This window comes from Enterococcus sp. DIV0240d, from assembly GCF_051711245.1.
In the GTDB taxonomy this organism is placed as follows: domain Bacteria; phylum Bacillota; class Bacilli; order Lactobacillales; family Enterococcaceae; genus Enterococcus_D; species Enterococcus_D casseliflavus.
In genome coordinates, this window is record NZ_JBIOMG010000001.1 from 2585478 (window position 1) to 2597138 (window position 11661).

10 protein-coding genes are annotated in these 11661 nt (G+C 44.4%); all 10 read right to left on the minus strand.

Going from position 1 to position 11661, the window contains the following annotated elements; translation table 11 throughout:
• Positions 1-71 precede the first annotated feature (71 nt).
• Positions 72-1325 (minus strand): threonine ammonia-lyase IlvA, encoded by a 1254-nt coding sequence (ilvA, locus tag IGJ25_RS12200; protein WP_081116285.1) that lies wholly within the window; start codon positions 1323-1325, stop codon positions 72-74.
• Between the two features lie 11 nt (positions 1326-1336).
• Entirely contained in the window at positions 1337-2326 is a 990-nt protein-coding gene (gene ilvC, locus IGJ25_RS12205) for a ketol-acid reductoisomerase (RefSeq protein ID WP_081116286.1), read from the minus strand.
• Between the two features lie 50 nt (positions 2327-2376).
• A complete protein-coding gene (ilvN, locus tag IGJ25_RS12210) occupies positions 2377-2853 on the minus strand; it encodes an acetolactate synthase small subunit (RefSeq protein WP_005229349.1) in 477 nt (158 codons plus the stop codon).
• A gap of 4 nt (positions 2854-2857) precedes the next feature.
• Entirely contained in the window at positions 2858-4558 is a 1701-nt protein-coding gene (gene ilvB, locus IGJ25_RS12215) for a biosynthetic-type acetolactate synthase large subunit (protein ID WP_081116287.1), read from the minus strand.
• 2 nt (positions 4559-4560) lie between these two features.
• Positions 4561-6249 (minus strand): dihydroxy-acid dehydratase, encoded by a 1689-nt coding sequence (gene ilvD, locus IGJ25_RS12220; protein WP_015510070.1) that lies wholly within the window; start codon positions 6247-6249, stop codon positions 4561-4563.
• 568 nt (positions 6250-6817) lie between these two features.
• Complete coding sequence (locus IGJ25_RS12225; protein WP_003126821.1) at positions 6818-7093, minus strand: HU family DNA-binding protein; 276 nt, start codon at positions 7091-7093, stop codon at positions 6818-6820.
• 233 nt (positions 7094-7326) lie between these two features.
• Entirely contained in the window at positions 7327-8637 is a 1311-nt protein-coding gene (der, locus tag IGJ25_RS12230; protein WP_081116288.1) for a ribosome biogenesis GTPase Der, read from the minus strand.
• 163 nt (positions 8638-8800) lie between these two features.
• Positions 8801-10015, minus strand: a complete 1215-nt coding sequence (gene rpsA / locus IGJ25_RS12235) for a 30S ribosomal protein S1 (RefSeq protein WP_438779329.1) — start codon at positions 10013-10015, stop codon at positions 8801-8803.
• Positions 10016-10227: 212 nt separating this feature from the next.
• The gene (cmk, locus tag IGJ25_RS12240) at positions 10228-10899 is read right to left on the minus strand and encodes a (d)CMP kinase (protein WP_225001229.1); all 672 of its coding nucleotides are present in this window, start codon (positions 10897-10899) and stop codon (positions 10228-10230) included.
• A gap of 105 nt (positions 10900-11004) precedes the next feature.
• Positions 11005-11628, minus strand: a complete 624-nt coding sequence (locus IGJ25_RS12245) for a LysM peptidoglycan-binding domain-containing protein (RefSeq protein WP_015510072.1) — start codon at positions 11626-11628, stop codon at positions 11005-11007.
• Between the last annotated feature and the right edge of the window lie 33 nt (positions 11629-11661).

The following is an 11661-nucleotide window of genomic DNA, read 5'->3' on the forward strand; positions in this document are numbered from 1 at the left end:
TTGGTTCAATGATCCGATAAAAAGCAAAAAACATGATTTCCTCTTCTTCCAAAGGAAAATCATGTTTTTTCTTAAACCAAAAGTGAGTAGAGTGATTGATTTTGCTGAAGGTTGATATAGTTTTGGTCAAACTGTTCAATTCGTGACAGTAATGCGGGGAGATCTTTTTTGTGTTTCAACAAGATTCCCAGCATTACTGGTCCTGTTCCACGATTGATTTTTTTTGTATATTCAAACCTAGTGATATCATCATCGGGACCTAATACATGGCTAACAAATTCCTTCAACGCACCGGGACGTTGTGGGAAATTGACGATAAAATAATGTTTCAATCCTTGATATATCAGTGATTTCTCTTCGATCTCTGCCATACGGGAACTATCATTGTTACCGCCACTCACAATACAGACGACTGTTTTGCCTTTGATTTGCTCTTTGATCAGATCCAAAGCTGCCACACTCAAGGCACCAGCTGGTTCAGCGACGATCGCTTGCTTGCTGTACAATTCCAGAATCGTTTGACAGATTGCGCCTTCTTCCACAGCTACCAATTGATCCACGTAGCGTTTGGCATGGGCATAGGTTTGAGCTCCGACTTGTTTGACCGCTGCACCATCCACAAAGGTTTCAATATGCTCCAGTGCCACTGGTCCTTGATGATCAAAGGCGGCTTGCATCGAGGCTGCCCCTACAGGTTCTGCTCCAACAATTTTTATCTTCGGTTGCTTTTCTTTCAAATAGGCTGCGGTTCCGCTGATCAAGCCGCCCCCGCCAATCGCTGCCACGACCAGATCGATCGTTACTTGTTTTTTTTCAGCATCCGCCAGCATCTCCACAGCAACGGTTCCTTGTCCTGCGATAATATTAGGATCGTCAAAGGGAGCAATGAAAGCCATTTGCTGTTCTTTTGCAAAGTGTTTAGCCGCTTGGGCTGCCGCATCAAACGTATCTCCCACCAATTCGATTTTGACATAATCTCCACCGAAAAAGAGGACTTGCGCGATTTTTTGCTGTGGCGTCGTTGTCGGCATGAAAATAACCGCTCGGATCTGCTGTTCTTGACAGGTATAAGCAACACCTTGCGCATGGTTCCCGGCACTGGCACAGACGACGCCACGACGAGTCAGTTCAGGATCTGCCTGGGTGATCGCATAGTAGGCACCGCGTAATTTGAAGGAGCGGACTTTTTGCAAGTCCTCTCGCTTCAACAAGACCGTCGCTTGATACTTCTCAGATAAAAAGCGATCATACTGCAGCGGCGTATGACTAACTGCTCCCCGCAGTCGCTCGTAGGCTTGTTCGATTGCAGAAACTGTCACCAACAAACGCGTCCCTCCTAATCTTTCGCAACAAACGGCATCATTTTCCGTAACTCGCTGCCGACTTTTTCAATTTGATGATTGCCGTTTTCCTCACGCATTTTATGGAATTCAGGGAAGCCGTTTTGATTGTCTTCAATGAATCCTTTCGCAAATTGGCCGTTTTGGATGTCTGTCAATACGGCTTTCATGTTTTCTTTGGCTTGTGCAGTGATCACCCGAGCACCAGAAACGTAGTCACCATACTCAGCCGTATTCGAGATCGAATGGCGCATTTTTTTGAAGCCTCCTTCATAAATCAAGTCAACGATCAGTTTCAATTCATGACAAACTTCAAAATAAGCCAATTCCGGTTGGTACCCCGCTTCTACCAATGTTTCAAAGCCCGCTTCGATCATACTGGTCAAACCGCCACAAAGTACGGCTTGCTCACCGAAAAGATCGGTTTCGGTCTCTTCTTTAAAGGTCGTTTCCAAAACGCCGACCCGTGTGGCACCAATGCCTTTTGCATAGGATAAAGCCGTTGCTTGTGCGTTGCCAGTCGCATCTTGATAAACTGCAAACAAGGCTGGTACCGCAAACCCTTCGGTAAAGGTTCGACGCACCAAATGACCTGGTCCTTTTGGCGCAACTAGAAAAACATCCACCTCTTTTGGTGGCGCGATCACATCAAAATGAATATTGAAACCATGAGCAAATGCCAATGCATTGCCCGCTGAAAGATTCGGTTCGATCTCATTTTTATACAACGATCCTTGGATCTCATCGGGTGCCAAGATCATGACTACATCCGCTTTTTGAACGGCTTCAGCTACTGGGAAAACATCAAATCCATCGTTTCTTGCGGCTTCCGCTGATTTTCCTTCACGAATGCCGATAAAGACTTCATGACCTGTGTCCCGTAAATTTTGCGCATGAGCGTGCCCTTGAGAGCCGTAACCGACGATTGCAATCTTCTTGTCTCCTAAATTATCTGTAACTTCCTCGTTGTAATATACTTTTACCATACTTGTTTCCTCCGAATTCTTTCTTTATTTTAAGCAATTCAAAATTGCACTTACCCTCTTGTAAAGCCAGTGACACCCGTCCGTGCCAATTGTTTGATGCCGTATGGACGTAAAACCTCGATGCACGCTTCTACCTTTTTCGTATCGCCAGCAACTTGCACAACGATTGTTTTTAGTGCCACATCGACAATGTGTGCTCGAAATGGATCGATCACTGCTTGGATCTCCGAACGGCTTGTGGTTGGCGCATTGACTTTGATCAGCACCAGCTCCCGTTCGATATGAGGAACTTCTGTAATATCAGAAACCTTCAAGACATCGATCTGCTTGTTCAGATGCTTAGTCACTTGTTCTGTTTCTGCCAAATCGTTCACGTTGACAATGATCGTCATACGTGAAAACTCTGGTCGTTCTGTCGTACCGACAGAGATACTCTCGATATTGACTTGACGACGGTTCAAGACACTCGTGATACGGCTCAAAACACCTGCTTCATTATGGACGATTGCTGCTAATACCCGTTTCATCCCCTTAGACCCCCATCATTTCATGATTGGCTTTCCCCGGTGGGATCATCGGCAGCACATGCTCAGATGGCGAGACCATTACTTCGATAAGCTGCGGCCCTGCTTGAGAAAAAGCTGCTGCCAATTGATCAACCAGTTGCTCTGGGGCATCGATCCGACAGCCTTCAATGCCATAAGCCTGTGCCAGTTTGACAAAATCAGGCTGCTGCGCAAAAACGGAGGCAGAGCGCCGCTTGCCATGGAATGTTTCTTGCCATTGGCGAACCATTCCTAAAGAGCAGTTGTTCAATAACACAAATTTGACATTCAAGCCATACTCATTCAAAATCGCAAATTCTTGGTTCGTCATTTGAAATCCACCATCACCAACGAACACCACGACCATTTTTTCTGGATGAGCAAATTGAACGCCGATTCCTGCAGGGATGCCATAGCCCATCGTCCCTAGTCCGCCACTGGTGATCAATTGTTTAGGAAAGCGAAAAGGATAATACTGCGCGACCCACATTTGATGCTGACCAACATCGGTGATGACGTAAGCCTCTCCTTTGGTCAAACGCCCTACTTCTTCGATGACTTTTTGTGGTTTGATCTCTTGTGTCTGAGTGCGATCATAGCGATAAGGTTTTTCCTTTTTCCGTTTTTGGCATAGATCCAACCAAGTCGTCCAGGTTCCTCTTGTTGGTGGGTACCGCAGCATTTGCTGCAAAGCAGCCTTGGCATCGCCGACGATTGGGATCTTTGTTTCTACGATCTTGCCGATCTCCACTGGGTCAATATCGATATGAGCAACGATGGCCTGCTTGCCGAACTGACTGCCGGCCGTTGCTAAGCGATCATCGAAGCGAGAGCCGATATTGATAATCAAATCGGCTTCTGATAAAGCCATGTTCGCCGCATAGGTGCCATGCATACCGCCCATGCCTAAGAAAAATTGATGATCACTTGGCAGTAAGCCTAAGCCAAGCAACGTTGTCACTGCCGGCAACTTGTACTTGGCAATAAATGCATTTAGTTCAGCCGCAGCTTCGGCAGCGATCACGCCTGCACCCGCCAATACCACTGGTCGCTGAGCTTTTTCCAAGACTTGCATCAGTTTTTCGATTTGCAGACGGGATGGCTCTGCCGTCGGCTGATAACTTTTCCTTGTGATCGGCAATGAGCAGGTTTCAGCGGTTTCTTGTAAGGTAATATCTTTCGGAAGGTCGATGACAACCGGTCCTTTTCGCCCTGTGGAAGCGATATGAAAGGCTTCAGCGATCACTTTTGGCAGCTCATCGACACAGCGGACTTGGTAGTTGTGCTTCGTGATCGGCAACGTGATACCCAGAATATCCGCCTCTTGGAAGGCATCTTTGCCAATTCCTGGTACCGCCACTTGCCCTGTGATAACTACCAATGGTACGGAATCACTCATAGCATCGGCAATGCCCGTGACGACATTTGTAGCACCTGGTCCGCTAGTCACTAAAACGACCCCAGCATTGCCAGTAGCTTTGGCATAGCCTTCAGCGGCGTGGATCGCGCCTTGCTCGTGACGCGTCAAAATATTCGGAATCGCTGCATCATATAATTGATCATATAACGGCAGGACGGCGCCGCCCGGATAGCCAAAGATCATTTCGACGCCTTGCTCTTGTAAGCTGTCCACTAATACTTGTGCGCCAGTCCTTAGATGCGATGCTTGATACTCGATATTTTCCATTGCTACTCCTCCTCATCAGGTACTCGCATAATCCCGCCCGTATTGGCAGAAGTCACTAAAGCGGTATAACGTGCAAGCCATCCTTTTTTCACTTTTGAACGAAACTTCGGTCGTTCTTGCGCACGCTGGGCAAGCTCTTCATCGGATACTTGTAGATTCAGCGTTCGATTTGGTAAATCGATAATGATTTCATCGCCATCGTTGACAAGGCCTAATGGACCCCCTGCAGCGGCTTCTGGCGAAATATGGCCAACGGCGATTCCTCGGGTCGCTCCTGAAAAGCGACCATCGGTGATCAAGGCGACATCTTTGCCTAACCCACGTCCAACGATGCTTGAGGTAGGCGCCAGCATTTCTGGCATACCTGGTCCTCCTTTTGGTCCCTCATAGCGGATCACTACAACATGTCCTTTTTGTACGGTATGATTGTCGATGGCAGCAACTGCTTCATCATGTGAATCAAAACAGATCGCTTTGCCTTTGAACACTTGGACACTTGGATCGACCCCACCGACCTTGATAACACTGCCTTCTGGGGCGATATTACCGTACAAGATCGATAGACCACCCACAGGACTATACGGGTTTTCTTTGGGATGAATAACTTCTTCGTTGTGGATCTTCGCTTCAGCGACATTTTCTCGTAACGTCTTGCCTGTGACAGTCGGTCGATCAGGATGAATCGCTCCCTCGATATCACAAAGCTCCCTTATGATTGCCGAAACGCCGCCAGCTTCATGAACATCGTGCATCGAATAGGCTGATGATGGCGCGATTTTTGAGAGATAAGGCACTCTTTTAGCGATTTCATTGACCCGTCTTAAGTCATAGTCGATCTCAGCTTCATTGGCGATCGCTAAGGTATGTAGCACTGTGTTGGTGGAACCCCCCATCGCCATGTCTAAAGCGAAGGCATCATCAATAGCTTCTTTGGTCACGATGTCTCGAGGTTTCACTTGTTTTTCAACAAGATCCATCAACTTAAAGGCGGCTTGTCTAACTAGTTCTCGTCGTTCTTCAGACACGGCGAGGATCGTACCATTGCCTGGCATTGCCAATCCTAAGATCTCTAGGAGACAGTTCATTGAATTGGCAGTAAACATCCCTGCACAGGAACCACAAGTCGGACAGGCATTTTGCTCCATAAATTCAAAGTCTTCTTTCGTCATGTTGCCAGTCTTGTAAGTCCCCACGGCTTCAAACATGGAAGACAAGGTTATCTGGTGGCCCCGTGGATCAATACCGGCTTTCATTGGACCGCCAGAACAAAAGATCCCCGGTACGTTCGTCCGCATCGCTGCTAAAATCATGCCAGGAGTGATCTTGTCGCAATTCGGGATATAAAATACGCCGTCAAACCAGTGAGCATTGATCACGGTTTCTGCGGAATCAGCGATCAATTCTCGGCTGGGTAGCGAATAACGCATGCCAATATGGCCCATCGCAATGCCATCATCCACACCGATCGTATTGAACTCAAAAGGGATGCCGCCAGCTTCACGAATCGCTTCCTTAGCGATATCTGCTAACTCCCGTAAATGCACATGTCCAGGCACAATATCGATATAGGAATTACATATCGCAATAAATGGCTTGTTCATGTCATGGATATTTTTTACTTGTCCTGTGGCATAGAGCAGACTCCTAGCTGGCGCTGCATCGATCCCTTTTTTAATCTGATCACTTCTCACACTCATCATCTCCTGCATTTTGGAATAAAAAAAAGCATCCCGGTTATAAAAAACTGGGATGCTTTGCCAGAATCCCATTTTACTTACGCAAATAGGACTCAAACAAACGGATAATTTTTGCTTCCGTGTTCTAAGTCCTGGTATCAATAATAATGACTAATAAATATTGATTAAAATTGCGCATAGAAAATGGCTCCTTCATTAGAAATAGTAACGTTCTTGTAATTGTTTACCAATATACCCTTTGCAAAAACACTTGTCAACGAATTTTCTGAATTTTTTTTCAATAATGACAATTCCAAGGAACCCTTTCTCACATTAGATGTCATTTAATCGCTTGCTTCTTTTGATAAAAATGACTTTTAAAACACCTTTATTCTTGCTTGAGAATTAAAGTGTGCCCGCAACCCTTGTTTTTTTTTAGACCAAAAGAAAAACAAAAAATATTTTTGAATTTTCTGACAATAATAACCGTTTCTTTTCCCATTCGATCCGCCTGCATGGTGGCAGTCCCTAGTTAGACAAAAGAAAAAACCCTTGATTACTCAAGGGTTTCTACAAGACTCAATTATTTCACTGCGTCTTTAAGAGCTTTACCTGGTTTGAATGCAGGTACTTTGCTAGCAGGGATCTTGATTTCTTCACCAGTTTGTGGGTTGCGTCCTTTGCGTTCTGCACGAGAACGAACTTCAAAGTTACCAAAGCCGATCAATTGAACTTTTTCACCGTTAGCTAAAGCGTCTTGAATTGTTGAGAATACAGCGTCTACTGCTGCAGTTGCGTCTTTCTTAGTTAAGTCAGTAGCTGCTGCAACTTTTTCGATTAATTCTGCTTTATTTGCCATGGATAGTTTCACCTCCTGATATTTTTTTTGATGTCATGCATCAACAAAAATCTTGAGTGGTCCAAGGTTTTTGTCAAATATTGATTACCATCAATATTCTGATATAACGTTATCATAAGAACCTTGTAATATCAAGGATTTTAACGTTTTTAGGGGGTTTTTTTTGGTTTTTTCCCATTTTTCTAGAAAAGGACAGATTTCTTTGTAAAAAGAAACAAAGTATGATAAAATCTCTATTTTCTTCTGCGAGGAATGATCCGAATCGGCGTTCCTTCAAAAGTGAATGCCTTGCGGATTTGATTTTCTAAGAAACGTGCATAAGAGAAATGCATCAGTTCTTCTTCGTTGACAAAAATAACAAAAGTTGGCGGTTTGACAGCCACTTGCGTCGCATAAAAAATCTTCAAACGTTTGCCTTTGTCTGTTGGTGTTGGATTGATCGCCACCGCATCCATAATGACGTCATTCAACAACGCAGATGGAATACGCATGTTTTGATTCATGCTGACTTCTTCGATCAACTGCGGCAACTTATTCAAGCGCTGTTTCGTCACTGCGGAAACGAAAATGATTGGTGCATAATCCAAATATTGGAATTCATCTCTGATTTCTTCTTCAAAATCACGCATCGTATTCGTTTCTTTTTTCAATGTATCCCATTTATTGACAACGATAATGATTCCACGGCCTGCTTCATGGGCATAGCCAGCGATCCGTTTGTCTTGCTCGCGAATCCCTTCTTCGGCGTTCAAGACCATCAAGACGACGTCTGAACGTTCAATGGCCCGCATCGCCCGCATCACACTGTATTTTTCAGTAGATTCGTAGACCTTCCCTTTTTTACGCATGCCGGCGGTATCGATCATGGTAAATTCTTGACCGCTTTCGCTGGTAAAATGGGTATCGATCGCATCACGAGTCGTTCCTTCGATATCTGAAACGATCACTCGCTCTTCCCCTAGAATCGCATTGATCAAAGAGGATTTCCCGACGTTTGGTCGACCGATCAAACTAAACTTGATGATAGAATCGTCTTCTTCTTCCGCTTCATTGGTAAAGTGTTTGACTGCTTCATCAAGAACATCCCCGATCCCTAATCCATGACTTCCTGAGATTGGGTATGGATCGCCTAGACCCAAACCATAAAATTCATAGATGTCGGTACGCATCTCGGGATTATCAACTTTGTTGACCGCTAAAATCACGGGTTTGTTGCTTTTGTATAACAAACGAGCCACAAGCTCATCAGCATCTGTTACTCCTTCACGAGCACTCGTAATAAAAACAATGACATCTGCTTCATCGATGGCGATTTCTGCTTGATGCTTGATTTGATCCATAAACGGCTCATCACTTAAATCGATCCCACCTGTATCGATTACGCTAAACTCACGGCCTAGCCATTCACCAGTGGCATAAATACGATCTCTGGTCACTCCTGGAGTATCCTCAACGATCGAAATTCGTTCTCCAGCTATCCGGTTGAAAATGGTCGATTTCCCCACATTCGGACGTCCAACGATCGCTATTGTTGGATTTGTCATTTTTTACCCTCCATTTAAAAAAGCAGTCCTTGTACGCTGCTTCTTGTATTCAATCTTACTTAGTTTACCTAAAGCCATGGAAAGTTGCAAGCTTTCCTGGCAAACAAAAAACCAGCTTATAACAAATTCAAACATCGAATCGTTATAAGCTGATGGCATACAATTACTCTTCGTCGCTGTCTTTTAAGGCATCGCCTAAGATATCACCCATGGTAAACCCAGTTGATTCTTCTGGCAATTGATAGTCGTCCTCTGAAACTTCTTGTGTTTCATTGGTATTTTCGGCTTTTTCTAATGCTTTGATACTTAATGCGATTCGGTGTTCTGAAGGGTTCAATTCGAGCACTTTCACTTGCACTTCATCGCCTTCTTGTAAGACTTCATGTGGTGTCGCAATGTGTTTATGGGAGATTTGTGAAATATGGATCAGCCCTTCAACACCTGGGAAGACTTCCACAAACGCACCGAAGCTTGTCAAGCGTTTAACAGTCCCCGTCAAGACACTGCCAACAGCCGCTTGCTCTTCAATATTGGTCCAAGGTCCAGGCAATGTGTCTTTGATCGAAAGTGACACACGTTCTTTGTCTGCATCAACAGATAAGATCCGGACATTGACGGTATCGCCAACAGATAAAACATCACTCGGTTTGCCAACATGTCCATGAGAAATTTCAGAGACATGGACAAGTCCATCGATGCCGCCAAGGTCTACGAAGGCACCAAAGTCGGTCAAACGCGCTACTTTTCCTTCTACTTCTTGTCCTTCATATAAATCAGCTAATAAAGCTTCTTTTTGTTTTGCTTTTTCTGCTTCGACAACTGCTTTATGAGAAAGGATCAAACGGTTTTCTGAAGGCTCGATCTCAACGATTTTGAAGGTCAATGTTTTCCCTTTGTAATCTTCGAAATCCGCAACAAAATGGTCTTCGACCATTGATGCTGGGACAAACCCACGAACACCTACATCAACCACTAACCCGCCCTTAACGACGTTGGTGACTGGTGCTTCAATGATTTTTCCTTCTTGGAAATCTTTTTCGATATCTTCCCAAACTTTTTTCGCGTCTAAGCGACGTTTAGAAAGGAGATAGCTGCCGTTTTCTTTGTCTTTACCAATTGCTGAAATCACAACCAATTCTAAGACATCCCCAACTTTGACTGCTTCGTTGATGTCTTCAACAGGTAAAGTTGATAATTCTTTTGCAGGAACAACGCCTTCAACGCCGGCGCCTTCGATCCCTACGATCGCTTGTTTATCCTCAATGGCCAATACCTCACCTTTAACGATATCTCCAACTTTTACTTCTTGGAAATTGTCTAAAGCGGCTTCCATTGATTCATTTCCACTCTCAACCTGATTATTTTCAAATTCTGTCATCTCTCATGTCCTCCTAACCAACAATTCTGCAATAATTGCACTACATCTTTTAGTTTAAAATAGAATGAAAAAAAAATAAAGCGATTTCTCTTATTTTCCTAAAAAACTACGGTTTTTTCGTTAAAAAAGTCTTTTCACCTCTGTTTTCTTACTCACTTTCATCTTTTGGTTTCGAAAAATAAAAAAACAATGGGGAACACCCATTGTTTTTGTTAATCAATTTTTTCTTTGATGGTTTTTTTGATTGCTTCGACGACTTGCTCGATCGTTAAACCAGACGTATCGATTCGAACCGCATCCTCCGCTTGTTTCAAAGGGGAGACTTCTCTGTGAGAATCCAGATAATCTCTTTGCTGGATCTCTTCTTTCAACGTCTCATAATCGGTTTTGATCCCTTTTTGCTGATTTTCTTTAAAACGGCGCTGTGCGCGTTCTTCCACACTTGCTACCAGAAAAATCTTGACTTCTGCTTGTGGTAAAACCGCCGTACCAATATCGCGGCCATCCATCACGACACCGCCATCTTTAGCGATCATCTGCTGTTGTTGGACGAGTTTTTCGCGGATCGCAGGGTATGCCGACACCTTCGAAACTGCGTTGGTTACTTCTGGCTGACGGATCGCTTCGGTGACTTGCTCTCCTCCTGCAAAGACCTCTTGACCGTGTTCAGTCGGTTCAAAAGTGATGGGGTATTGATCGATCAAAGCAGCGACCGCCGCTTCATCTTCAAGTGAACAGCCCGTTTTTAAAGCTAAATACGTGATGCTTCGATACATGGCACCAGTATCCGTATAAATAAATCCCAGGTCATTCGCGATGATTTTTGCCACTGTGCTTTTCCCAGATGACGCAGGACCATCAATAGCGATGTTGATTTTTTTCATTTTTCTTACTCCTCGTTTCCCAACGATGTGTATTCCTTCATCGTTTCTGCTTATCGCCCACCTTGGCTTCTTTCTTTCAAGAAAAAAAACCGCCAAAGCGGTTTTTTATTTAATTCGTAAGGTGTCGCCAGGGTAAAGCATGTAGTTGTTTGGATCAATCCCATTTAATTGATATAGGGTTTCAACTGAGATGCCTGTACGGGCTGCCACTTGTTCAGGACCTTCGCCAGCTTGGACTGTCGTGTATTCCTCGGTACCAGTTGCGCCTTGACCTTGATCAGTTTGCGTATTCTCTTGTCCCGCATTGTTTTCTTGTTGCGCCGGTTCACTACTTGATGGCGTCGTTGAAGCTGGTGCAGAACTACTGCTACTTGATGAAGAACTTGATTCACTTGTTGACGAACTCGTTTCACTTGTCGATTCCGTAGTGGATGATTCCGTCGTTGATGATTCGGTTGTTGAAGACTCTGTCGTACTTTCTACAGTACTGCTCGAACTTGCTGTGGTTGGGGCATCATTGTTATGGTTCAATACCCAAATACCGGCACCAACCGGAATTGCCACGATCAAGAAAAGCAAAACTAAAACGATCGTCAAAAAGAGTGAATTCCCACGCTTTTGTTTTCTTTGTTGGGATCTTGATGCAGAATCATCGTATTCTGTATCATAGATTGGTTGTTCCCACGGTTCTTGATTTTCTGAATTGTAGTCATTGTCTTTCTTGCTCACTCGTATTCCCTCCTAGTTTCCTTCCGATGTATT

Bases quoted from the DNA above. Each gene is read 5' to 3' on its own strand.
- ilvC (WP_081116286.1), bottom strand. From the start codon at position 2,326: ATGGTAAAAGTATATTACAACGAGGAAGTTACAGATAATTTAGGAGAC.
- ilvN (WP_005229349.1), bottom strand. From the start codon at position 2,853: ATGAAACGGGTATTAGCAGCAATCGTCCATAATGAAGCAGGTGTTTTG.
- ilvB (WP_081116287.1), bottom strand. From the start codon at position 4,558: ATGGAAAATATCGAGTATCAAGCATCGCATCTAAGGACTGGCGCACAA.
- IGJ25_RS12225 (WP_003126821.1), bottom strand. From the start codon at position 7,093: ATGGCAAATAAAGCAGAATTAATCGAAAAAGTTGCAGCAGCTACTGAC.
- der (WP_081116288.1), bottom strand. From the start codon at position 8,637: ATGACAAATCCAACAATAGCGATCGTTGGACGTCCGAATGTGGGGAAA.
- rpsA (WP_438779329.1), bottom strand. From the start codon at position 10,015: ATGACAGAATTTGAAAATAATCAGGTTGAGAGTGGAAATGAATCAATG.
- cmk (WP_225001229.1), bottom strand. From the start codon at position 10,899: ATGAAAAAAATCAACATCGCTATTGATGGTCCTGCGTCATCTGGGAAA.